Genomic DNA, 22,707 nt, shown 5'->3' with positions numbered 1-22,707 from the left:
CGGTCGCCCCGGCGGAGTCCGGCCCGGCGAGGGACTTGGCGGCGCTCTTGGTGCGCGTCCCCGTACCCGGGCGGACGAACGGGAAGGCCAGGACGCCGCGGATGGGCGCCCCGGTCAGCATCATGATGAGGCGGTCGACGCCGATCCCGAGCCCGCCCGTGGGCGGCAGCCCGGTCTCCAGGGCGTCGAGGAAGTCCTCGTCGACCTGCATGGCCTCGAGGTCGCCGGCGGCGGCCTTGAGCGACTGCTCGGTCAGCCGGCGGCGCTGCTCGAGCGCGTCGGCCATCTCCGAGTAGGCGGTGCCCATCTCGGTGCCGTTGATGACCAGGTCCCAGCGCTCGGCGAGGCCGGGGACGCTGCGGTGCGGCCCGGCCAGCGGCGAGGTCTCCACGGGGAAGTCCTTGTAGAACGTGGGCCGGGAGGTCTTGGCCTCCACGAGCTCGCCGTAGAGCTCCTCGATGATCGCGCCGGGGCCCATGTCGTCCCGGACGTGGATCTCGTGCTCGTGGGCCAGCTCCAGGAGCACCTCGATGTCGGTGTCCAGAGAGATCGGGCGGCCCACGGCGTCGGACAGGGCCTCGCACACCGAGATCACGGGCCACGGCCCGGAGACGTCGGTCAGCACCGCCTCCTGCTGCGGGTCCTTGGGGTCCGGGCCGAGCCGCAGCGGCAGCGCCTCCCGGCCGAAGACCTCCCGGGCGGCGTCCTTGAGCAGCCGCTCGGTTAGGCGCTTCATGCCCATGTAGTCCTCGTGCGGCTGGTAGGTCTCCAGGACCGTGAACTCGGGGTTGTGGGTCGCGTCGGCGCCCTCGTTGCGGAAGTCCCGGCCCAGCTCGTAGACCGGACCCATGTCGCCCACCACCAGGCGCTTCAGGTACAGCTCCGGGGCGATGCGCAGGGTCAGGTCGACGCCGTAGGCGTTGATGAACGTCTTGAACGGCCGGGCCGTGGCGCCGCCGTGGATGACGTTGAGCATCGGCGTCTCGACCTCGAGGAAGCCCCGGTCGTCCAGGGTGCGGCGGATCGAGCGGATCGTGGCCGAGCGGACGCGCAGCCGCCGCGACTCCTCCGGGTTGACGATCAGGTCCATCGAGCGGCGGCGCAGGCGCGCCTCGGGGTCGGTGAAGGAGTCGAAGGGGATCGGGTGCAGGCACTTGGAGATCAGGTCCCACGACTCGACCAGCAGCGACGGCGTGCCGTTCCGCGAGGCGCCGATGCGGCCGCGCAGCAGCAGGTAGTCGCCCGTGTCGATCCAGCGCACCCGCTCCCGCAGGTCGGGCCCGGCCGCGGAGGCCTCGAGCACCGCCTGGACGACGACGCCGTGCTCCACCAGGTCCACGAAGACCACCCCGCCGTGGCTCCGGACGGCCCGGACGCGCCCGGTCACGACGACGTCGTCCCCGGTGCGGATGGCCCCGTTCCCGGTGCGGGCGGCCTCGTCCACAGTGCGGGCGGCCCCGGTGCCGGCGTCGCCGTCCCCGGCGCGGAGGGCGCCGGGGCACCCGCCTCACCGCCCGGCGTCGGGCCCGCCCCGCCCGCGGCCCGCGCGGCGTCGATCCGGCGGGCCAGCTCGCCCACCGTGATGCCCTCGCCGCTGCCCTTGGGGTACGGCTCGTACCCGGCCTCGCGCATCTGCCGCAGGTGGGCGATGCGGTGGCGGGTCTGGTCGGACCACTGCGGGGTCAGGTCCTCGGCGACCAGGCGGCGCCGCTCGATCTCCCGGACGCGCTCGAGCTCCGCGGCGTCGAGCGTGCCGTCCGCGGAGGGCGTCCGGGCCAGCGCCTGAGGGAGGAAGCCCTCGGCGATGCCGGCCGAGACGGCCACGTTGAGCGTGGAGACCCGCGAGTCGACGCACAGGAAGCGCGGCACCCAGGTGGGCGCGAACTTCTGGTTGAAGGTGTAGAGCCGCTCGAGCTGCAGGAACCGGTCCAGGACGCCGAGCACGGAGGAGTTCAGCCGGGTCAGGGCACTGGCCCCGATCTCCTGGGAGCGGGCGAAGGTCTCCCGGAACATCGCGAAGTTCAGCGAGACCCGCGTGATCCCCAGCCCCTCGGCCTCCTCCATGAGCTGGGAGATCATGAACTCGGTGGTGCCGTTGGGGGAGTCGGGGGCGCGGCGCATCACGTCCAGGGAGATGCCCGTGGAGCCCCAGGGGACGAAGGAGAGCAGACCCACCAGCTCGCCGTCGGCGGTGTGCGCCGTGAGCAGGAGGCAGCGGGCGTCGGCCGGGTCGCCCAGCCGGTTCAGGGCCATCGAGAAGCCGCGCTCGGTGCCGCCGTGGCGCCACGCGTCCGAGCTCTCGATCAGCTCGCGTAGCTCCGCCTCGGAGAGCTCGCCGTGGCGGCGCACCCGGGTGGTCATGCCCGCCCGGGTCAGGCGGGAGACCGTGTGCCGCAGCTCGGTCATCGAGGTGTTGTTGAGCGAGAAGTGGCCCGGGTAGAGGATCGCCTCGTCGCCCATGGGGATCACGGCCATGCCGGCACGGACGTAGGCGCGGGCCCCGGCCTCGCTCGCGCTGATCGCGGCGGGGATCCAGGCGTAGGTCCGGGCCTCCTGCTTCCAGGCCTCGATCGCGGCGTCCCAGGAGGCGGGGTCGCCCACCGGGTCGCCCGAGGCGAGCGAGACGGAGCGGATCACGCGGTAGGACACGGCCGCCCGGCCGTCGGGGGAGAAGACGGTGGACTTGTCGCGCCGGGTCGCGAAGTATGACAGCGAGTCCTGCTGGCCGTGGTCCTGGAGCAGCCCGCGCAGGCGGACCTCCTGCTCGCCCGTCCAGGAGTGGGTCGGCTTGCCCGAGCGGAGGAAGACCAGGATCGCGGCGATCGCGGCCAGCCCGTATATCGTGGCGATGACCTGCACCTGCCAGTGCGCGACGTGCGGCAGCTGCGCCCCGATGCTGGGCGAGGTGATGCCCAGGGCGTGCAGCAGCAGGGACCCGATCTGCGGCGCGGACCCGTCCGGGACCATGAGCCACGCGACGAGGACCGCGACGCCGGCCCCGAGCAGCAGCACGCCCAGCGCCGCCCCGTAGGAGGTGCCGCCCACGCGGGCGGGGAAGGCCCGCCGGGCCCGGATCATCAGGACCAGCAGGACCACGGCCACGCCCGCGCCGATGTAGTCGAAGACCGGTCCGACGACGGGCCGGTCCCGCATGAGCTCCGTGCTGTCGTCGCCGGCGAGGGTCACCAGCGCCAGCGCGAGCGCGAAGAGGATGCCCGCGAACTGGAAGAACATGGCCCCGAGCAGGCCCACGCGCTTGCGCCGCAGCAGCGCCCAGAAGATCGCCGCGGAGACCACGACGCTGATGAGGCTGCGGTCCACGGGCAGGTTCACCACGCCGAAGAGCAGCTCGACGACGGTGTCCCGAGCCCGCGGCGGCTTGGCGATCAGCAGGGCGAGGTTGACGACCACGGCCAGGGCGTAGAGCCACGTGATCAGGCGGGCCGTGCGCTCGCCGCGGGACCGCTCCGTCGCGGGGGTGCGCTGGGAGGCTGCTCTTCTCATGCTGTCTCTTTCGGTCGCTCCCCCCGGGCCCTGCCCGCGGGGATGGTCGGGTCAGGGGGCGAAGTAGGTGCTGGAGGAGCCGAGCCACTCGAGGCCGCGCTCCATGCCGGGGATCCAGACGTCGAGCGTGTGACCGCCCGTGGGGATGTGGTCGGCGGTGAGGGAGGTGGGCGGCTTGACGCTGCCGCTGAAGGCCTGCAGCGAGGGCCAGGACAGGGAGTCCTCCTCGCTCGAGAAGTAGTGCAGACCCACCGCGGGGGCCTCGTCGGCGGCGATCCGGGCCAGGTCGTACCGCGTGTCGTCCGCCGGGTTCCACTGCTGGCCGTCGGAGTAGATGGGGGAGAAGTACCCGGACTGGATCATGGCGGAGGAGAACAGGTCGGGGTGGCGCATCGTGAACATCGCGGCGCACCAGCCGCCCGCGCTGTACCCCTCGGTGGCCCAGGCCCCGGGCGCGTTGATCGCGCGCAGGTTGTTCTCGACCCAGGGCACGAGGTCGCGCGTCACGTAGGTCTCCACGCGCGGGGTGGTCTGCCCGTCCTGGGACTGGGTGCCGTCCACGCACTCGCTGTCGTAGGTCCCGGGGAAGACGTCGGGGATCACCACGATCGCCTCGCTCATCTTCCCCGCCGCGACCGCGTCCTCGATCTTCTGCCCGTAGTCCACGGACTCGGAGTAGGTCTTGGGCGAGCCGGGGTACCCCGTGAACGCGAGGATCACGGGGTAGAAGCGGTCCGACTGCTGGAGGTAGGAGGGCGGGAGCCACAGCGTCGTGCCGTAGCTCTGACCGCTCTGGGCGCCGGGCAGGGTGAAGGAGACGTACTGCCCGCCCTGGGCGTCGCGGTCCAGCTGGGAGCCGAAGTCGCGGTTCGACGCCGGGTCCTTCTGCAGGTCGCTGGCCTGCTGGCTGACATCCGCCGGGCTGACCCCCGCGGCGGGCCGCTGCCCGTAGACCTGCGAGCTGACGTCGCCGGCCGCCGCGGGGTCGGCGAAGACGTCGGCCCACGAGGAGAACCAGTTGTTCTGCTTGTTGAGCACCAGCCCGGTGCTGACCAGCACCAGCGTCGAGACCGCGATGAGGGAGACCGCCTGCGCGAGGTGGGTGCGCAGCCGGGCCCGGCGCATCCGCGGGACGACGACGACCGCGAGCGCGAAGAGCACGACCGTGACCCCGACGACGGAGCCGATGAGGCCCCACGAGGTCAGATCGAAGAAGTCGGCCATGTCTCTCCCGCGTCACCCGATGTGCGTTATGGGCAACACCTTACGGTGCGGTACGCGAAGTTCACACGGATGACGATGCGACGAAGGGATCGATTCCTCCCGGGCCGGTTGGTATGCTGGTCGACATGCTGAGCACCCGACCCGTCTTCCGAGCGCCTTTCTGCCCGGTCGACTGGGCCCTGCCCCAGCCCGGCACCAACGGATACGTCTCCTCCTGGGGAGAGCTGCAGGCGGGGTCCCCGCCGCCCCGCGCCGCGCTGTAGACAGTCATCGATCCGCCGCCGCCCCACGCATCGCGAGGCGAGCATCTCCCGCGGATCGCGCACCCTGATCTGAACAGACCCGGTGGTCCCTTGCTCTTCCTCGCCCTCGCGGTGACGCTGGCCGCGTGCCCGCTCGCCGCGCCCCTCAGCCGCCTCGTCGGCCGGCAGGCCGGCGCCGTCCTGGCGCTGCCCCTCCTCCTCTCCGCCGCGCTGCTCCTGGCCGGGGGGTCCCCGCACGCCGTCGTCGAGCAGTGGCTCCCCTGGATGCCGAGCCTCGGCGTCGGGCTGGGCCTGCGCCTCGACGGCCTCGGCCTCGTCTTCTCCCTCCTCGTGCTCGTGGTCGGCGCGGGGGTCATGCTGTACTCCACCCGGTACCTGGGGCGGGAGCGGACGGCGTCGTTCTACGTGCTGATGACCGCCTTCGCCGCGGCGATGCTGCTGCTGGTGCTCTCGGACGACCTGGTGGTCATGTTCGTGGCCTGGGAGGCGACGACGTTCTGCTCGTTCTTCCTGATCGCCCGGTCGGGGGAGGGGGCCCGCGAGCCGGCGATACGCACGCTGCTGGTCACGGCGGCGGGCGGCCTCAGCCTGCTGGCCGCGGTGGTCGTGATGATCGTGGTCACCGGGACCACCCGGCTGAGCGAGGTCCTGGCGCATCCCGTCTGGGGCTCCGACGCGGCGTTCACGGTGCTGGTGGCGGTCCTGCTCGCCGTCGCCGCGTTCACCAAGTCCGCGCAGTTCCCGTTCCAGTCCTGGCTGCCGGACTCGATGGTCGCGATCACCCCGGTCTCCACCTACCTGCACGCCGCGGCGATGGTCAAGGCGGGCATCTACCTCCTGCTGCGCTTCTCCCCGGCCCTGGCCGACGTCGCCGTCTGGAACGTCCTGCTCGTCTCCTGCGGGCTGACGACGGCGCTGCTCGGCGCGGTCTCGGCCCTCCGGCGCCACGACCTCAAGGAGCTGCTGGCGTACTCGACCATGAGCCAGCTCGGGCTGCTGGTGGCGATGATCGGGGTGGGCACGCCGGCCGCGCTCACGGCCGCGGTGGTGCACACCGTCGCGCACGCGGTGTTCAAGTCGGCGCTGTTCATGCTGGTCGGGGTGGTGGACCACGAGGCGGGCACCCGCGACATGCGCCGGCTGGCAGGGATGCGCCTGCGCATGCCCGCGACCGCCGCCGCGATGGGGCTGGCGGCGGCCTCCATGGCGGGGGTCCCGCTGCTGCTCGGGTTCATCAGCAAGGAGTCGATGTTCGCGGCGCTGATCGAGTCCCCCTGGGGGCCGGGCCTCGCCGCGCTGATGACCGCGGCCGCCGCCCTGACCTCGGTGTTCACGGTCGCCTACTCGGCCCGGTTGGTGCTGGGGGCCTTCTCGGGACGGGGCGACCGCCTCGTGCGGGAGGCCTCGCCCCTGTTCTGGGGCGTCCCCGCCCTCGCCGCGGCGGCCAGCCTGGCGCTGGGGGCCTATCCCGCGCCCCTGGACGCCGGGATCGGCGGGGCGGCGTCGGTCGCGGCGGGTTCCGAGCAGGAGGTCCACCTGGCCCTGTGGCACGGGCTGAATGCCGAGCTGGCCGTCTCCGCCGTGGTGATCGCGCTCGGGGTGGCCCTGGTGCTGGGGCGCCGCCGGGTCGACGTCGTCCTCGCCCCGCTGCGCTCGCCCGTCTCCGGCCTGGGGGTCGTCGACGCGCTCCGGGCGGGCCTGATCCGCGGCGGCGGCGTGGTCGGCGGGTGGAGCGGGAGCACCTCGCCGCGCCGGCACCTGGCCGTCCCGGCCGTGTGCCTCGCGCTCATCGCGCTGGTGGGGCTGCCCGGGCTCGGCGAGCTCCCCCCGGTGGCGGGGGACCGGTCGCGGCCCTGGGACTGGGCCCTCGTCGCCCTGCTCGCGGCCGGCGTGATCGCGGCCGTGCGGGTGCGGACCCGGATCGCGGCCGTGGTCGTGACCGGCGTCGTCGGGTTCTCCATGATGCTGTGGTTCTTCGTGCTGGGGGCGGTCGACGTCGCGGTGACCCAGCTGCTCGTCGAGGTGCTCACCGTCTGCGTCATGGTGCTGCTGCTCAAGCGGCTGCCGGCCCGGTTCGCCCGGCAGACGCTCCGCCGCAGGATCCCCGCGGCCGTGATCGCGCTGGCGGCCGGCCTCGCCACGGCGCTGGGCGTCTGGGCGCTGACCGGACGGCGCGGGCTCTCTCCCGCCGCGGAGTACTACCTGCGGGAGGGCTACGAGGCCACCGGCGGCAGCAACATCGTCAACACCATCCTGGTGGACTTCCGGGCCCTGGACACGCTCGGGGAGCTGACCGTGCTCGGCGTCGCCGGCGTGGCGATCGTGGCCCTGCTGCGCGCCCGTCCGCTCGCCGCCTCCCGCGAGGTCGACCGGGTGACCGGGTCCCCGCTCGAGGACGCCTGGCAGAACGGGGCGTTCCTGCGCACCGCGACCCGGGTGATCGGGCCGATCATCGTCGTGATGTCGGTGGTGCTGCTGTTCCGCGGGCACTACGAGCCGGGCGGCGGGTTCATCGCGGCCCTGGTCGGCGGCGCGGGCTTCGCGCTGCTGTACCTCGCGGCCCCGCGGGACCACCGGGCCAGGATCCGCTGGCCTTACCTGCTGCTGATCGGGCTCGGCGTCGTGCTGGGCACCGGGACCGGACTGCTCGGCTACCTCGAGGGCTCCTTCCTGAAGCCCCTGGGGACGGAGGTCCTCGGCGTCTCGCTGAGCACGCCGCTGCTCTTCGACGTCGGCGTCTACCTCGCCGTGATCGGCGTGATCCTCGCCTCGCTCAACAAGCTCGGCCGAGACGATCCCGACCCCGCGGCGGAGCCTCCGCAGGACCCCGACGCCGGGGACGCCGCGGATGCCCCCGGGCGCCGACCCCACACGCCCCACTACCACCCCACCCACCGGGAGGTGAAGACCCGATGACCGTCGCCATCACCGCCGGGCTCCTGGTCGCCGGAGCCGTCTACCTGTTCATGCAGAAGGAGATGCTGCGGGTGATCCTCGGGTTCATCCTGCTGGGCCACGCGGGGAACATGATCCTCCTCGCCGCGGGGGGCACCTCCCGGCGGGAGGAGCCCTTCGGCGCGCCGGGGGACCTCTCCGCCGTCGCCGACCCCCTGCCCCAGGCCTTCGTGCTGACCGCCATCGTCATCGCCTTCTCGATCACGATCTTCATGCTCGTCCTGGCCGTCACCGGCCGGGAGGGCGACGACGCCACGGACGGCTCCCCGGAGGAGCGGACGGAGGACGCCCGATGATGTCATCCCTTCTGCCCCTCCTGGTGGCCGTGCCCCTGCTGACCGCCGGCGCGCTCGTCGTCCTCGGCGACAGGCCCCGGGCCCAGGCGGCCGTCCTGCTGGGCGTGCTCGCCGCGTCGACCGCGTCGGGCGTCGCGCTCGCCGTGCACTTCCGGGACGGCGGCGCGCTGGCCCACGGCGTCGGGCTCTGGCCGGTCGGCGTCGCCATCCCCTTCGTCGCCGACATGTTCAGCGCGCTGATGCTGATCGTCACGGGCCTGCTGTCCCTGACCTGCACCGGCTTCGCGCTCGCCTCCGGGCTCGCCGCCTCGCGGTACTACGCGCCCCTGCTGCTGGTGCTGACCGCCGGGGTCAACGGCGCCCTGCTCACCGGGGACCTGTTCAACCTCTTCGTGTTCGTCGAGGTCATGCTGCTGCCCTCCTACGGCCTGTTCATCCTGGCCGGGCGGGGGCGTGGCCGGATCGCGCAGGTGGCCGGGGCCCGGCTGTACGTCACGATCAACCTGCTGACCTCCACGATCTTCCTGGGCGGCGTCGGGTTCGTGTACGGCACGGCCGGGACGGTGAACATCGCCGAGCTGGCGGGGCTCGCCCGGGAGGACGGCGCCGTCGCGATCTCCGCGGCCGTGTGCCTCTTCGCGCTCGGGATCAAGGCCGCGGTGGTGCCCGTCCACGGCTGGCTGGCCCGGGCCTACCCCTCGACCTCGCCGGCCATCACCGCGCTGTTCTCGGGACTGCACACGAAGGTCGCGATCTATGCCATCTACCGCATCTACGCCGTGCTCTTCGAGGGGGAGGCGCGGTACCTGTGGGTCGGCGTCGCGGTCTTCTGCGCGACCATGGCGCTCGGGGTCCTCGGGGCCGTCGGCGAGGGGACCAGCCGGTCGATCCTGGCGTTCCACATGGTCAGCCAGATCGGCTACATCCTGCTGGGGGTCGCCCTGTTCACCGAGCTGGGCCTGACCGCGGGGATCTTCTACCTGCTGCACCACATGATCGTGAAGGCATCGCTGTTCCTGTCCACGGGCGCCGTGGAGGTGCGGTACGGGACCGACCGGCTCGGGAGCTTCTCCGGGGTGCTGCGGAGGGAGCCGCTGGTGGCCGCCGCGTTCTTCGTCGCGGCGCTCTCCCTGGCCGGCATCCCGCCGTTCTCAGGGTTCGTGGCGAAACTGAGCCTGATCGCCGCCTCGGTCGAGTCCGGCCAGGTCGCCGCCGTGGTCGTGATGATCCTCGTGAGCCTGGTGACCCTGCTGTCGATGCTCAAGATCTGGTCGGGGATGTTCTGGGGGGCGCCCCGGGGCCGCGACGCCGCGGTGTCGCCCGCCGGGCAGGACGACACCGCGGCCCCCGGCCACGACACCTTGGCCCCCGGCCATGACACCTTGGCCTCCGGCCACGACGACGCCCCGGCCTCCGGGCCGGCGCCGTCCACCGGGGACCCCGGCTCCGCGCACGCGGCCGGGGACGCGGACCCCGGCCCCGCGGTCCCTCGCGACGGCCGGCTCCCCGGGGCCCGGCGCCGCCGCGGCGTCCCGGGACGGGGACGGTCCCCGCGTGGGGGCCGCGCTCGCCGCGCCCGGCATCCTCCTGGCGCTCGTCACGCTGGGCCTGGGCCTGGGCGCCGAGCTGCTGCTGGGAGTCTCCGCCACGGCGGCCGAGGGGCTCCTCGACCCCACGCCCTACATCGAGGCGGTGATCGGCTCATGACCTGGCTCTCCTGGCCCTTCAGGCTCCTGGGATTCGCGGCCTGGTACGCGGGGCAGCTCGTCACCTCCAACGCGAGCGTCATCGCCGACAACCTCACGCCGGGGCAGAACTCGACGCCGGGGATCGCCCGGATGGAGACCCGCTGCCGGTCCGAGCTCGAGGTCACGCTGCTCGCCGCGCTGATCACGCTGACCCCGGGCACGCTGACCATGGGAACCGAGGTCGTCGGCCGGCGGCGGACCCGGGTCCTCTACGTCCACGGCCTGTACTCGCCCGACGCCGACCGGCTGAGGGCGGACCTGGGGGAGATGGAACGACGGATGCTGCGGGCCGTCCGCAGGAAGGGGGTGGCGTCGTGATCGCCATCGATCTGAGCATCGTGGTCATCGGGCTGGTCTGCCTGGTGGCCACCTACCGGATGCTCCGGGGGCCCGACGACGCGCACCGCGCGATCGCCGCGGACCTGCTGATGTTCGGCATCCTCGGGCTCATCGTGCTCTTGGGCGTCCGGACCCGGAGTCCCTTCACCTTCGACATCGTCCTGATCGCCGCGCTCGTGGCGTTCCTCAGCGCCATCTCGTTGGCGCGCGCACTGACCAGGGGGAAGCGATGAGCGAGTTCCTCAGCATCACGGGCCAGGTCGCCATCGTGGCGGGGACGCTGATCTTCGCGGTCGCCGCGCTGGGGATCGTCAGGTTCCCGGACGCCTACACCAGGATCTCCGCGGTGGGGACCGCGGGCGGCCTCGGGATCACCCTGGTCATCGCCGGGGCGGTCCTGCTGCAGCCCACGGTCCCGGACCTCGTCAAGGCGATCCTCGCCATCGCGCTGCAGCTGGCGACGTCGGCGGTGGGCACCATGGCGATCGCCCGCTCCGCGTTCCTGGTCAGGTCCCCCCTGCGCCGCCTGCGCTTCGACGAGCTCAGCGAGCGCGCTCGGGAGGGCGAGGCGGAGGACGACGCCGGGGGCGCGCGCCGCGGGTGAGCCGCCGGTTGGGGGCATAATGTCTAGGACGTGCCGGGTCCCGCTCCGCGGCACGCGCCGCCCCAGCAGACGATCGCCCCAGAGAGGTCCACGTTGACGTCATCGAACCAGACCGGTCGGCCGGAGGAGAGCCCGCGCTGGCTCACCCCGGAGGAGCGCGAGGCGTGGCTGAGCCTGTCCGCGATCATGTTCCAGCTCCCCGGCCAGCTGGAGAACCAGCTGCAGCGGGACTCCGCGCTGGGCTTCGTCGAGTACATGGTCCTGGCCATGCTCTCCGAGGCGCCGGAGCGCCACCTGACCATGTCGGAGCTCTCCGCCCAGACCAACACGCGGTTGGCCCGGCTCTCCCGGGTCGTCAAGCGGCTCGAGGAGGATGGCTACGTCCAGCGGACCACCTCCGAGGTGGACCGCCGGGTCAGCATCTGCCACCTGCTGGACGCGGGGCACGACGCCGTGGTGGCCGCGGCCCCGGGGCACGTCGAGCAGGTGCGCAAGTCGGTCTTCAACCACCTGAACCGGCGGCAGATCTCGCAGCTGGCGGGCATCGGCGAGGCGCTGCTGGGCGGCCGGCCCTCCGCGATCGTCGCCGCGCAGCTGGCCCACGGGTCCACGCCGCGGGAATAGCGGCGCGCGGGCGTCCGCCGGCGATCCGGTCCGGAGGCGGTCCGCCGGCGGAGGCGGCCCGGCGCCGGACGGTCAAGTCCGGAGCGCCCCGTGACAAGGCCGTGACCAGGGATTGTGCCATCGGATGAACAACACGGGGTGCCGCGGCTACGACCGGCCTCCGGTGGCCTAATGTGGTGCAGACAACGGCTACCCCTAAGGAACCCCATGCCCGAGACAGCCTCCAACGCGATCGAATTCGTCGGGGTGACCAAGCGCTACGCCTCCTCCGTCGCCGTCGAGGAGCTCGACCTCGCGATCCCGGCCGGCCTCATCACCGCCTTCGTGGGCCCCTCCGGCTGCGGCAAGACGACCTCGCTGCGCATGATCAACCGCATGGTCGAGCCCACCGAGGGGAGCATCCTCATCCAGGGCGAGGACAACCGCAGCCGCCCCGCCTACGAGCTGCGCCGCTCGATGGGCTACGTCATGCAGCAGGCGGGCCTCATGCCGCACCGCTCGGTGGCCGACAACATCGCCACCGTGCCCAGGCTCCAGGGCGCCTCGCGCGCGGACGGCCGCTCCCGCGCCCTCGAGCTGATGGACACCGTGGGCCTGGACCGCAAGCTCGCCAAGCGCTACCCGGCCCAGCTCTCGGGCGGGCAGGCCCAGCGCGTCGGGGTGGCCCGGGCGCTCGCGGCCGACTCGCCGATTCTGCTCATGGACGAGCCGTTCTCCGCGGTCGACCCCGTGGTCCGCACCGACCTCCAGCAGGAGCTGGTCCGGCTGCACGAGCAGCTCGAGCGCACCATCGTCTTCGTGACCCACGACATCGACGAGGCCGTCGCCCTGGGCCACCGGATCGCGGTCTTCGCCGAGGGCGGCCGCATCGCCCAGTTCGGCACCCCGGAGGAGATCCTGCGGGCGCCCGCCGACGACTTCGTCGCCTCCTTCGTGGGTCGCGACCGCGGCCTGCGCCGCCTGACCTTCGCCTCCGGCCGGGAGCTGCCCCTGCACCCGCTCGCGGACCTCGCGGACCAGGCCGGGCGCCCGTGGGCCCCGTGGGAGCTGCTGGTCAACGACGCCGGCCGCCCCGCCGGCTGGCGCTTCCGGGACCGCGAGGTCACCGGCGGGACGCTCTTCGCCCCCGGCGGCAGCCTCCGCGAGGCCCTCGACGCCGTGCCTCTCGCCCTCCGGGTGGGTGTGGCGGTCGACGCCGAGGGCCGCGCCTCGGGCCTGCTGGCCAGCGACGACGTCCTGGCCGCCGCCGGCCGCGAGCGCCGCAGCAGATACGGGGTCGCGGAGTGAACTGGTTCCTCAACAACCTCTCCACGGTGGGGCACCTGACCTGGCTGCACCTGCTGCAGTCGGTGCTGCCCGTGGTGCTGGGCACCCTGGTGTCCATCCCGATCGCCCGGTTCGCCGCCGGCCGCCGGGCCCGCGGGGCCGGGCGCGCCACGGGCCGGGCCGGGGGCCGACGCCGGGGGAACGGCCGGGTGCGCCGCGGCGTCGTCGTCAACGCCGCCGCGCTGCTGTACACGATCCCCTCGCTCGCGCTGTTCGTGCTGCTCCCGCTCATCCTGGGGACCTCGATCACCTCGCTGGTCAACGTGATCGTGGCGCTCACGCTGTACGTGGTCGCCATGATGGTCCGCGCGTGCGTGGACGCCTTCGAGTCGGTGAGCCCGGCCGTGCTCGACGCCGCCACGTCCATGGGGTACCGGCCGCTGCGCTCGTTCTTCGGCATCGAGCTGCCGCTGTCCGTCCCGGTCATGGCGGCGGGGCTGCGCGTGGCGCTGGTCTCCAACATCTCGATGGTCTCCGTGGGCGCGGTGATCGGCATCCAGTCCCTGGGCACGCTGTTCACGGACGGGCTGCGGCGTGACCTGATGGCCGAGATCGTGGTGGGGATCCTCGCCACGGTGCTGCTGGCCCTCGTGCTCGACCGCGTCATCACGTGGGGCGCGGCGGCCATGACCCGATGGCAGGTGAGGTCGTGAACGTCCTGGAACAGACCTGGCAGTGGTTCGCCGACCCCGCCTCGTGGGAGGGGGCCGGCGGTATCTGGTCCCGCCTGCTCGAGCATCTCGGGTACTCGGGGCTCGTGCTGCTGATCGCGGCCGTCATCGCGCTGCCGCTGGGGATCCTCGTGGGGCACACGCGGGCGGGCGGGAACGTCGTCGTCGGCGTGGCCGGCGCGCTGCGCTCGCTGCCGACGCTGGGCCTGCTGACCCTCTTCGCCCTCTGGATCGGGCTGGGGCTCACCGCGCCCGTCATGGCGCTCGTGCTGCTCGCGATCGCGCCCCTGCTGACCGGCGCCTACGCGGGGATCTCCACGGTGGACCCGGTGGTGGTCGACGCCGCCCGCGCCCAGGGCCTGACCGAGTGGCAGATCCTGACCCGCGTGGAGCTGCCCGTGGCGGTGCCCGTGATCTTCGGCGGCATCCGCAACGCGACGCTGCAGGTGGTGGCCACCGTGACGATCATGGCCTACATCGACCTGGGCGGGCTCGGCCGATTCCTGATCGACGGGCTCGCGGTGCGGGACTACTCCCGCATGGTCGCCGCGATGATCCTCGCCGCGATCCTCGCCTTGCTGCTCGACGCCGTGCTCGCCGCGGCCCAGAAGCTTCTCTCATCACCCGGACTGTCCAAGGAGGACTGACATGTTCACACGAATCACGCGCAGAGGGGTGCTCTCCGCCGCGGCGGTCGCCTCGGCGTCGGCCCTGGTGCTCACCGGCTGCGGGGGCGGCGACGACGCCCTGAGCTCGGGCGGCGACAACCAGAAGGTCGTGGTGGGCTCCGCCGACTTCACCGAGTCGCAGACCATCGCCGCGATCTACGCCGAGGCCCTCAACGACGCGGGCATCGAGGCCGAGACCCAGCCCGCGATCGGCGCCCGCGAGGCCTACGTGGGCGCGGTCCAGGACGGCAGCGTCAGCGTCGTGCCCGACTACTCCGGCAACCTGCTGCAGTACTTCGACGAGGTGACCGCCCCGCTGACCGAGGACGAGGTCATGGAGTTCCTGCCGCCCAACCTGCCCGAGGGCGTCGGGGTCCTCGACCCCTCCTCCGCCGAGAACAAGGACGCCATGGTGGTCACCCGCGCCACGGCCGACGAGTACGGGTTGACCTCCATCGAGGACCTCGCCGCGGTCTGCTCCGAGATGACGCTGGGTGCCCCGCCGGAGTTCCAGGAGCGCTCCTACGGGCTGCCCGGGCTGCAGGCCAACTACGGCTGCGTGCCCGCCAACTTCTCCCCGATCAACGACGCCGGCGGCCCCCTGACCGTCCAGGCGCTGCTGGACAACACCGTCCAGGTGGCCGACATCTTCACGACGACGCCCGCGATCAAGCAGAACGATCTGGTGGTGCTCGAGGACCCGGAGAACAACTTCCTTCCGCAGCACGTGCTGCCGCTGTACCACGAGGACGACCTGTCCCAGGACGCCCGCGACGTGCTGAACAAGGTCTCGGCGACGCTGACCACCGACGACCTGATTGCGCTGAACGAGCGGGTCAGCGGGGACGAGAAGGCCTCCCCGGAGCAGGCGGCCAAGGACTGGGTCGCTGATCACAATCTGTCCTGACCCCTTGCCCCTCAATGGTTGATAGGTAAAGTGTTCGAGCATGAATCAGAGAACGACTGGAGCCTCCGTGTCCCTTGGCCTGCTGATCCTGCGCGTCGTCCTGGGAATCACCTTCCTGGTCCACGGCCTGCAGAAGCACAACGTCTGGACGATCGACGGCACGGCCGCGAACTTCGACCAGATGGGCGTGCCCTCGCCCGAGCTGGCGGCGCAGATCGCCACCTACCTGGAGATCGTCGGCGGCGCGGCCCTCATCCTGGGGCTGCTGTCCCGGCTGGCGGGCCTGCTGCTGGCGCTCGACATGGCCGGAGCGATCTTCTTCGTCCACGGCTCGGCCGGGTTCTACGCCTCGGAGGGCGGCTACGAGTTCGTGCTGCTGCTGGGCGCGGCCGCGCTGGCGCTGTTCTTCACCGGGCCGGGTCGCCTGGCCGTGGGTGGTGCGCTGCAGGACCGGCGTGGGTGGAGCGTGCTCGCCTGATCCGGCCGTGAGCCGTTCCGGGGCCGGTCGGACCTGACCAGTCGGACCTGACCGGTCGGATCGGCCCCGGCCTCGATCCTCCAAAGGCCCGGCGCCCGTGCGGCGTCGGGCCTTCGGCATGCCCGGGTGCCCGGGGTGGACGGGGCCGGACGGGCCGTGGCGGGCAAGGGCGGGGTGGGTGAGGCGCCGCACGGCCGTGCCGCGCATCCGGCATCCACGATCAGGGGGCGGCGTCGCCGCAGGTCGCGAGCCGCTCCACGGAAGCGGGGCCGGCTCTGTGCGAGCCCTTCCGCGCGAGACGCGGAGAACGTCTGCCTATGCTCGAGGGGCCCGCGACGCAGTGGGCGTGGGGGCCGACTCGGCGCAGGGGGAGGCGACGTCGTGCCGGAGGGGGACCATGGACGCTGCGGGAAGGGGGCCGCGCCCCGCATCCGCCCGGGGGATGCGGGCGCGGTTCCTCGTCGTCGGGGGCTCCTGCTACCTGTTGACCGTGGCGGTCAACCTCGGGCTGAAGTGGACGGCCCTGGCGGGGTCCCCGGCGACGGCCATGCTGCTCGCCACGGTCGTCGCGAGCGGCGTCTCCTACGCCGCCAACAAGCTCTGGACCTTCGGGGGCCGGGGCACGCGGCGGCCGTGGGTCGAGGCGGTGCTGTTCGTCCTCGTGGCGCTGGTGGGGGCGGGCCTCAGCAGCGCCCCGGTGTACGTCTCGCGCCACGTCCTGGGCCTCACCGCCCCGACGTACGGGGTGACGGTCCAGGAGGCGGCCGACTTCGTGGCCGGGCCGATCCTCGGCACGGGCCTGGCGATGGTCGTGCGGTGGGTGGCCCTGGACCGGCTGGTCTTCCCGCCGGCCGCCGGTGCGGCGACGGGTCAGCGGCAGCCCCCGGTGGCGTGCCCCGCCGGACGCGACTCCACCGGGCATGAATCTGCCGGGCAGGACTCCGTCGGTCCCGACTCCGCAGCCCCCGGCCCCGCAGGCCCCGACTCCGCCGAGCGTGACTCCGCGCCCGGGGCGCAGCAGGCGTCCCCGCGCCAGGCCCGCAGGCCCTCCCGGGCGGCCACGGCGGCGATCACCAGCGCGGCCAGCGGATCGGCCCAGGACCAGCCGAAGAGGCCGTTGAGCACGAGGCCGGCGAGGAGCACCGCCGAGAGGTAGGTGCAGATCAGGGTCTGCTTCGAGTCCGCGAGGGCGCTGGCCGACCCGAGCTCGCGGGCCGCACGCCGCTCGGCCCAGGAGAGGAACGGCATGACCGCCAGGCTCACCGCGGCCAGCCCGATCCCCGCGGGCGAGTGCTCCGGCTCCGCGAGGCCCAGGAGCGCCCCGGCCGAGCCGCCCCGACCACGGCCGCGAGGCCGAAGAAGGACAGCGCGATGAGCCGCAGCGCGCGGCGCTCGCGCCGCTCGGGGTCCCGGCCCGCGAACTGCCACGCCACGGCCGCGGCGGAGAGCACCTCCACCCCGGAGTCGAGGCCGAAGCCGACCAGGGCCGCCGACGTCGTCGCGCTCCCGGCCGCCAGCGCCACGACCGCCTCGACCACGTTGTAGCCGATGGTGAGCCCCACGAGGAGCCGGATCCGCCGCCGCAGGAGGCCCCGGCGGGCCCGCCGCGGGATGGCGGGCGGACGCGCGAGGGAGGCGCGGTCCCGGCTCACCGGCAGCTGCACCCCTCGCCCGAGCAGCAGGCGGGGTCCACGATGACCGCCATCCCGAGGACGTCCTCGAGGGCGTGCGCGAGGCGGGGGTCGCCGAGCCGGTACTCCACGCCGCGCCCCACCTGCCGCGCGGTCACCAGCCCGCACCCGCGCAGGCAGGCGAGCTGGTTGGACATCGCCTGCTTGGAGGCGCCGAGGCGTTCGCAGAGGTCCGAGGGGCGGGCGGGCCCGCGGCGCAGGGCCAGGAGGATGCGGGCGCGCATCTCGTGGGACAGCGCGTTGCCGAGTCGGGCGAGCGTGGCGACGTGGGCGTCGGGCGTGGTCTGAGCGGTCATGCCGTTAAAGTACAAGATTCCGTGTACTAAATCCAGGATCCTCCCGCGGGCGGGTCGCACCCCGTAGTCTTCCTCCCATGGCCCCGTACCTCATCCAGCCCGACGCGCCCACCACCGAGAGCCGCCGGCTGCCCCTCTACGACGCCGGATCGGTGGAGGTTCCCTTCGGGATCCTCGGCATGTCCGAGGTCATGGACCGGGACACCTTCTGGGAAGAGCACTCCCACCCCACCCACGAGCTGCTGTGGAACGACCGCGGCGCCTCGTGGGCCATGGTCGGGCAGCGGATCTGGACGATCACCCCGCTCACGGGGCTGTGGGTCCCCGCCGGGGTGCGGCACAGCGGGTGGGCGCCGTCGGGGACCTGGCACCGCGCGGCCCAGTTCGACCTCCGGATGCTGCGGCTGTCCGAGGAGCCCGTGGCCGTCGACGTCGCGCCCCTCCTCCGGCTGCTGCTCGACCGGCTCCAGGGCGAGGGGCTGAGCGGGTCCTCGCGCGGCCTGACCGAGCGGATGATCGCGGACGTCATGGCGCCCGCCGAGCACGAGCTGACCCTGCGCATCCCCGACCGGCCCCTGCTCGCCCCGATCGTCGACGCCGTCCGGGCCGACCCCGCCGATGCGACGACGCTGGAGCAGTGGGCGGGGCGGCTCGGCGTCAGCACCCGCACCGTCACCCGCGCGTTCCTCGCCTCGACCGGCCTGGGATTCGGCCGGTGGGTCGCCGCGGCGCGGATGCACCACGCGATCGCCCTGATCGCGCACGACGTCGAGACCGAGGAGGTCGCGGAGCGGGTGGGATTCGGATCCTCCAGCGCCTTCATCACGGCCTTTCGCCGGGTGACCGGCACGACGCCGGGGCGCTTCCGCAGCTCCTGAGGGCCGCGTCACTTCGTGTCCGATGCGAGCAATGCGGTGTCCACGATGCTCGATTGAAAAGACGCGACCCCCCGGATATCCTCGGTTAGGCAAGCCTTAGCGGCAACGATGGATCGCCTCAGGCGAGGCCGTCTGCGCGCCACACCCTCCGCCGGGTCGATCCCCGGGGGGCGGCGCCGCTGCGCGGGCGAGCGCCCCTCTCGGCCGCAGAGAACTCGCCCGCGGCCTCCTCGCACCTTTCCGAAAGGCAGCCATGCCCCAATCCCTCCGCGTCGCCGCGACCGCCGTCGTCGCCGTCCTCGCCCTCGGCCTCTCCGCCTGCTCCGGCGGCTCCTCCGACTCCTCCGCCTCCGGGGACGAGTCGGGCTCGAGCTGGGAGCCGGTGACCATCGAGCACGCCCTGGGCACCACGACCATCGAGGAGAAGCCCGAGCGGGTCGCGACCGTGAACTGGGCCAACCAGGAGGTCCCGCTGGCCCTCGGCGTCGTGCCCGTCGGCATGGCCGCCGCGAACTTCGGCGACGACGACGGCAACGGGATCCTCCCGTGGGTCGAGGACAAGCTCGAGGAGCTCGGCGGCGAGACCCCCGTGCTGTTCGACGAGACCGACGGCGTCGACTTCGAGGCCGTGGCCGACACCGACCCCGACGTCATCCTCGCCGCCTACTCCGGCCTGACGCAGGAGGACTACGACACCCTGAGCGAGATCGCCCCCGTGGTGGCCTACCCCGAGACCGCCTGGGGCACCCCGTGGCGCGAGATGATCCAGGTCAACAGCCGCGCCCTCGGCATGGAGCAGGAGGGCGATGACCTGGTCGCCTCGCTCGAGCAGGAGATCTCCGACGCCGCCGCGGAGCACCCGGGCCTGCGGGAGAAGTCCGCGATGTTCATGACCCACGTGGACACCACCGACCTCAGTGAGGTCAGCTTCTACACCACGCACGACACCCGGGCGATGTTCTTCGAGGACCTCGGCCTGAAGACCCCGGCCAGCATCGCCGACGCCTCGGCGAGCACGGACGAGTTCAGCCTCACCCAGAGCGCCGAGCAGGCCAACGCCTTCGACGACGTCGACATCATCGTCACCTACGGCGACGACTCGCTGGTCCAGACCCTCGAGGGCGACCCGCTGCTCTCGCAGATGCCGGCCGTGGAGAACGAGGCCATCGTGGCCCTGCCGGGCACCACCCCGTTCGGCACCGCCGCGAACCCGACGCCGCTGTCGATCTCCTACGTGCTCGACGACTACCTGGCGGCGCTCGACGGCGCCGCCGCCAAGTGACGCCCGCCCGGTGACGACGCAGGCCCCGCCCCAGGCGCCGACCTCGCCCGCGCCGACCGCCCACCGCCGGCGGTCGGCGCGGGCGCGCGCCGGCTGGCTCGCCGCGCTCGCGCTCCTGCTGGCCCTGCTCATGGCGGCCTCGGTCGCGATCGGCTCCCGGGACGTGGGGCTGGACGACGTCCTGGCGGCCTTCGCCGGCTCCCCGGAGGGCTTCGACCAGGCCGCGGTCGCCAAGCGCATCCCGCGGACCCTGCTGGCCGTGCTCGCGGGGGCCGCGCTCGGCGTCTCCGGCGCGGCGATGCAGGGGGTCACCCGCAACCCGCTGGCCGACCCCGGGATCCTCGGGGTCAACACCGGGGCGACGCTGGCGGTCGTCGTCGGCATCGCCTTCTTCGGGCTGACCTCGGCGACCAGCTTCGTGTGGGTCGCCATCGCGGGGGCGGCCGCCACGGCGCTCGCGGTCTACACGATCGGCTCGCTCGGCCACGGCGGCACCACGCCGCTGAAGCTGGCCCTGGCCGGTGCGGCCACCGGGGCCGCGCTGAGCTCGCTGGTCACGGCCGTGGTGCTGCCCCGCGGGGACATCGCCGGCGGGGTCCGCTCCTGGCAGATCGGCGGCGTCGGGGGCGGGACCTTCGCGAGCATCGAGCAGGTGCTGCCCTTCCTCGTCGCCGGGTTCGCGCTGTGCCTGCTCACGGCGCGCGGCCTGGACTCGCTCGCCCTCGGCGACGAGCTCGCCGCCGGCCTGGGGGAGCGGGTCGCCGCGATGCGGGCCGTGGCCTCCCTCGGCGCGGTGGTCCTGTGCGGCGCCGCGACCGCGGTGACCGGGCCCATCGCCTTCGTCGGGCTGGTGGTGCCCCACGCCTGCCGGCTCATGATCGGCGTGGACCACCGCTGGCTCATCCCGTTCTCGGCGATCGCCGGGGCGGCCCTGCTGACCGCCTCGGACGTGATCGGCCGGGTCGTGGCCCGGCCCGCCGAGCTCGACGTCGGGATCGTCACCGCCCTGGTCGGCGCCCCGTTCTTCATCATGATCGTCCGCCGTCAGAAGGTGCGTGCCCTGTGAGCGTCCTCGCCCCCGCCCGCCCGACCCGGGGCGCGACGACGGCCGCCCGGGTCGCTGAGGCCCGGCGCCGCCGCACGGCCCGCCGCCGCGCCGTCGTCGTCGTGCTCCTGGCGCTGCTGGTCCTGGTCTACGCGGCCTCGCTGATGGTCGGCCACACCTTCTACTCGCCCTCGGAGGTGCTCGCCGTCGTCCTGGGCCAGGATGCGCCCGGGGCCTCCTTCACGGTGGGGCGCCTGCGTCTGCCGCGGGCGAGCCTCGCGGTGCTCGTCGGCTGCTGCTTCGGCCTCGGCGGGGTCACGTTCCAGACCATGCTGCGCAACCCCCTGGCCAGCCCGGACATCATCGGGATCAGCGCGGGGGCGAGCGCGGCGGCCGCCTTCGCGATCGTCACGCTCTCGCTGACCGGGGCCCAGGTCTCGGCCGTGGCGATCGCCGCGGGCCTCGCGGTCGCGGTGGTCATCTACCTGCTGTCCTACCGCGGCGGGGTGGCCGGGACGCGGCTGATCCTCATCGGGATCGGGGTCGCGGCGATGCTGGACAGCCTCACCAGCTACGTCCTGTCCCGCGCCGCGCAGTGGGACCTGCAGGAGGTCATGCGGTGGCTCACGGGCAGCCTGAACGGGGCCTCGTGGCCGCAGGCGCTCCCGGTGCTCGCGGCCCTCGCGGTCCTGGGGCCGCTGCTGCTGCTGACCTCGCGGGACCTGTCCGTGACGCAGCTCGGCGACGACGCGGCGTCGGCCTTGGGCGTGCGGGTCGACCGGACGCGGCTGGTGGTGATCGTCGCGGCGGTGGGGCTCATCTCCTTCGCGACCGCGGCGGCCGGGCCCATCGCGTTCGTCGCCTTCCTCTCCGGGCCGATCGCGGCGCGGCTCGTGGGCCCGGGGGCCTCGCTCCTGGTCCCCTCGGCGCTCGTGGGCGCGCTGCTGGTGCTCTCCGCGGACTTCGTGGGGCAGAACCTCGCCGGGACGCGCTTCCCGGTCGGCGTCGTGACCGGCGTGCTCGGCGCGCCGTACCTGATCTACCTCATCGTCCGCACCAACCGTTCCGGGGGTTCCCTGTGACCACGCACCACGAGCTGATCGTCGAGGGCCTGTCCCTCGGGTACGGCGAGCGTACCGTCGTCGAGGGCCTGGACCTCTCGATCCTGCCCGGGCGGGTCACCGCGATCGTCGGGGCCAACGCGTGCGGGAAGTCGACGCTGCTGCGCTCGATGTCGCGGCTGCTCGCGCCCCGGGCTGGCGGCGTGCTGCTCGACGGCCGGAAGGTCCACGAGATGCCCGCCAAGCAGCTGGCCCGCACGCTGGGCCTGCTGCCGCAGTCGCCGGTGGCCCCGGAGGGGATCACGGTCGCCGAGCTGGTGGGTCGGGGGCGGCACCCGCACCAGCGCCTGCTCTCCCGGTGGAGCCGGGAGGACGACGACGCCGTCGCCGAGGCCCTGGAGGCCACCGCCACCGGGGAGCTCATGGACCGCCCGGTGGACGAGCTCTCGGGCGGCCAGCGCCAGCGGGTCTGGATCGCGATGGCCCTGGCCCAGCGGACCGAGCTGCTCCTGCTCGACGAGCCGACGACGTTCCTCGACGTCAGCCACCAGGTGGAGGTCCTGGACCTGCTCACGGACCTGAACCGCACGCGCGGCACGACCGTGGTCATGGTGCTCCACGACCTCAACCTCGCCGCCCGGTACGCCGACCGGCTGGTGATGCTGGCCGGCGGGCGCCTCCACGCGGCCGGACCGCCCGCCCCGGCGCCGCCCCCCCCGCCCACCGCCGCACCCCCGGAGCCTGACCCGTGTACGAGCTGCTCTCCCTGATATCCAACATCATCCCCGTGACCCTGGCCGGGCTGGTCCTGGGGGCCGGCATGCCGGCGCTCTTCGCGCTCGCCCTG

The 22,707-nt window shown here is 73.3% G+C and carries 19 protein-coding genes and 4 pseudogenes; 18 read left to right on the top strand and 5 right to left on the bottom strand.

The genetic code is table 11. The features are described from left to right. Nucleotides 1–67: 67 nt before the first annotated feature. The 3 genes and pseudogenes from NBM05_RS15990 to NBM05_RS06475 all read right to left on the bottom strand — a co-directional run. Nucleotides 68–1,644: pseudogene (locus NBM05_RS15990) on the bottom strand (lysine--tRNA ligase); the annotation flags it as partial. A gap of 267 nt (nt 1,645–1,911) precedes the next feature. Next, nucleotides 1,912–3,504: pseudogene (locus NBM05_RS15985) on the bottom strand (phosphatidylglycerol lysyltransferase domain-containing protein); the annotation flags it as partial. A gap of 51 nt (nt 3,505–3,555) precedes the next feature. Continuing rightward, entirely contained in the window at nt 3,556–4,728 is a 1,173-nt protein-coding gene (locus tag NBM05_RS06475) for an alpha/beta hydrolase (RefSeq protein ID WP_254165984.1), read from the bottom strand. A 125-nt stretch (nt 4,729–4,853) separates the two neighbouring features. Between NBM05_RS06475 and NBM05_RS06470 the strand changes: the two genes are divergently transcribed. The 13 genes and pseudogenes from NBM05_RS06470 to NBM05_RS15640 form a co-directional block, all read left to right on the top strand. Beyond that, a complete protein-coding gene (locus tag NBM05_RS06470; protein ID WP_254165983.1) occupies nt 4,854–4,991 on the top strand; it encodes a hypothetical protein in 138 nt (45 codons plus the stop codon). A gap of 90 nt (nt 4,992–5,081) precedes the next feature. After that, entirely contained in the window at nt 5,082–7,907 is a 2,826-nt protein-coding gene (locus NBM05_RS06465; RefSeq protein WP_254165981.1) for a DUF4040 family protein, read from the top strand. Continuing rightward, complete coding sequence (locus NBM05_RS06460; RefSeq protein ID WP_254165979.1) at nt 7,904–8,242, top strand: cation:proton antiporter subunit C; 339 nt, start codon at nt 7,904–7,906, stop codon at nt 8,240–8,242. Before NBM05_RS06465 ends, NBM05_RS06460 begins: the two co-directional genes overlap by 4 nt. Then, entirely contained in the window at nt 8,239–10,308 is a 2,070-nt protein-coding gene (locus NBM05_RS06455; protein WP_373689303.1) for a proton-conducting transporter transmembrane domain-containing protein, read from the top strand. Before NBM05_RS06460 ends, NBM05_RS06455 begins: the two co-directional genes overlap by 4 nt. Continuing rightward, nucleotides 10,305–10,562 (top strand): MrpF/PhaF family protein, encoded by a 258-nt coding sequence (locus tag NBM05_RS06445; RefSeq protein ID WP_254165976.1) that lies wholly within the window; start codon nt 10,305–10,307, stop codon nt 10,560–10,562. Before NBM05_RS06455 ends, NBM05_RS06445 begins: the two co-directional genes overlap by 4 nt. Further along, entirely contained in the window at nt 10,559–10,933 is a 375-nt protein-coding gene (locus NBM05_RS06440; RefSeq protein ID WP_254165975.1) for a cation:proton antiporter, read from the top strand. Before NBM05_RS06445 ends, NBM05_RS06440 begins: the two co-directional genes overlap by 4 nt. A gap of 93 nt (nt 10,934–11,026) precedes the next feature. Continuing rightward, on the top strand, nt 11,027–11,557 hold the full coding sequence (locus NBM05_RS06435) for a MarR family winged helix-turn-helix transcriptional regulator (RefSeq protein ID WP_254165974.1): 531 nt from the start codon (nt 11,027–11,029) through the stop codon (nt 11,555–11,557). A 207-nt stretch (nt 11,558–11,764) separates the two neighbouring features. Then, entirely contained in the window at nt 11,765–12,844 is a 1,080-nt protein-coding gene (locus NBM05_RS06430) for an ABC transporter ATP-binding protein (protein WP_254165973.1), read from the top strand. Beyond that, nucleotides 12,841–13,536: an ABC transporter permease gene (locus NBM05_RS06425; RefSeq protein WP_254165972.1), complete on the top strand. Its 696-nt coding sequence runs from the start codon at nt 12,841–12,843 to the stop codon at nt 13,534–13,536. The genes NBM05_RS06430 and NBM05_RS06425 overlap by 4 nt, the downstream gene beginning before the upstream one ends. Next, on the top strand, nt 13,533–14,201 hold the full coding sequence (locus NBM05_RS06420; RefSeq protein WP_254165971.1) for an ABC transporter permease: 669 nt from the start codon (nt 13,533–13,535) through the stop codon (nt 14,199–14,201). Before NBM05_RS06425 ends, NBM05_RS06420 begins: the two co-directional genes overlap by 4 nt. A 1-nt stretch (nt 14,202) precedes the next feature. Then, nucleotides 14,203–15,129, top strand: a complete 927-nt coding sequence (locus NBM05_RS06415) for an ABC transporter substrate-binding protein (RefSeq protein ID WP_254165970.1) — start codon at nt 14,203–14,205, stop codon at nt 15,127–15,129. Nucleotides 15,130–15,169: 40 nt separating this feature from the next. Further along, a complete protein-coding gene (locus tag NBM05_RS06410; RefSeq protein ID WP_254165969.1) occupies nt 15,170–15,607 on the top strand; it encodes a DoxX family protein in 438 nt (145 codons plus the stop codon). A 118-nt stretch (nt 15,608–15,725) separates the two neighbouring features. Beyond that, nucleotides 15,726–16,439: pseudogene (locus NBM05_RS15640) on the top strand (GtrA family protein); the annotation flags it as partial. A gap of 38 nt (nt 16,440–16,477) precedes the next feature. Here the strand turns inward: NBM05_RS15640 and NBM05_RS06400 are convergent. Further along, a pseudogene (locus tag NBM05_RS06400) lies at nt 16,478–17,220 on the bottom strand (cation efflux transmembrane domain-containing protein). Between the two features lie 35 nt (nt 17,221–17,255). Then, a complete protein-coding gene (locus tag NBM05_RS06395) occupies nt 17,256–17,594 on the bottom strand; it encodes an ArsR/SmtB family transcription factor (protein WP_254165967.1) in 339 nt (112 codons plus the stop codon). Nucleotides 17,595–17,671: 77 nt separating this feature from the next. On the opposite strand from NBM05_RS06395, the gene NBM05_RS06390 reads away from it, so the two are divergent. The 5 genes from NBM05_RS06390 (at nt 17,672) to NBM05_RS06370 (ending at nt 22,630) form a co-directional block, all read left to right on the top strand. Next, the gene (locus NBM05_RS06390; RefSeq protein WP_254165965.1) at nt 17,672–18,472 is read left to right on the top strand and encodes a helix-turn-helix transcriptional regulator; all 801 of its coding nucleotides are present in this window, start codon (nt 17,672–17,674) and stop codon (nt 18,470–18,472) included. A gap of 253 nt (nt 18,473–18,725) precedes the next feature. Continuing rightward, on the top strand, nt 18,726–19,754 hold the full coding sequence (locus tag NBM05_RS06385; RefSeq protein ID WP_254165963.1) for an iron-siderophore ABC transporter substrate-binding protein: 1,029 nt from the start codon (nt 18,726–18,728) through the stop codon (nt 19,752–19,754). A gap of 10 nt (nt 19,755–19,764) precedes the next feature. Beyond that, nucleotides 19,765–20,820 (top strand): FecCD family ABC transporter permease, encoded by a 1,056-nt coding sequence (locus NBM05_RS06380; RefSeq protein WP_254165961.1) that lies wholly within the window; start codon nt 19,765–19,767, stop codon nt 20,818–20,820. After that, entirely contained in the window at nt 20,817–21,881 is a 1,065-nt protein-coding gene (locus NBM05_RS06375) for a FecCD family ABC transporter permease (protein WP_254165959.1), read from the top strand. The genes NBM05_RS06380 and NBM05_RS06375 overlap by 4 nt, the downstream gene beginning before the upstream one ends. Next, nucleotides 21,878–22,630 carry an ABC transporter ATP-binding protein gene (locus NBM05_RS06370; RefSeq protein WP_254165957.1) on the top strand — a complete coding sequence of 251 codons (753 nt, stop codon included), beginning with the start codon at nt 21,878–21,880 and terminating at the stop codon, nt 22,628–22,630. The genes NBM05_RS06375 and NBM05_RS06370 overlap by 4 nt, the downstream gene beginning before the upstream one ends. Nucleotides 22,631–22,707 lie beyond the last annotated feature (77 nt).

Source organism: Rothia santali (assembly GCF_024199905.1).
Classification (GTDB): Bacteria; Actinomycetota; Actinomycetes; order Actinomycetales; family Micrococcaceae; genus Rothia; species Rothia santali.
This window is presented reverse-complemented; position numbering and strand designations above follow the sequence as displayed.

Coding starts and splice junctions, on each gene's coding strand:
- NBM05_RS06415 (WP_254165970.1), top strand. CDS start 14,203: ATGTTCACACGAATCACGCGCAGAGGGGTGCTCTCCGCCGCGGCGGTC.
- NBM05_RS06395 (WP_254165967.1), bottom strand. CDS start 17,594: ATGACCGCTCAGACCACGCCCGACGCCCACGTCGCCACGCTCGCCCGA.
- NBM05_RS06440 (WP_254165975.1), top strand. CDS start 10,559: ATGAGCGAGTTCCTCAGCATCACGGGCCAGGTCGCCATCGTGGCGGGG.
- NBM05_RS06385 (WP_254165963.1), top strand. CDS start 18,726: ATGCCCCAATCCCTCCGCGTCGCCGCGACCGCCGTCGTCGCCGTCCTC.
- NBM05_RS06470 (WP_254165983.1), top strand. CDS start 4,854: ATGCTGAGCACCCGACCCGTCTTCCGAGCGCCTTTCTGCCCGGTCGAC.
- NBM05_RS06430 (WP_254165973.1), top strand. CDS start 11,765: ATGCCCGAGACAGCCTCCAACGCGATCGAATTCGTCGGGGTGACCAAG.
- NBM05_RS06455 (WP_373689303.1), top strand. CDS start 8,239: ATGATGTCATCCCTTCTGCCCCTCCTGGTGGCCGTGCCCCTGCTGACC.
- NBM05_RS06410 (WP_254165969.1), top strand. CDS start 15,170: ATGAATCAGAGAACGACTGGAGCCTCCGTGTCCCTTGGCCTGCTGATC.
- NBM05_RS06475 (WP_254165984.1), bottom strand. CDS start 4,728: ATGGCCGACTTCTTCGATCTGACCTCGTGGGGCCTCATCGGCTCCGTC.
- NBM05_RS06460 (WP_254165979.1), top strand. CDS start 7,904: ATGACCGTCGCCATCACCGCCGGGCTCCTGGTCGCCGGAGCCGTCTAC.
- NBM05_RS06390 (WP_254165965.1), top strand. CDS start 17,672: ATGGCCCCGTACCTCATCCAGCCCGACGCGCCCACCACCGAGAGCCGC.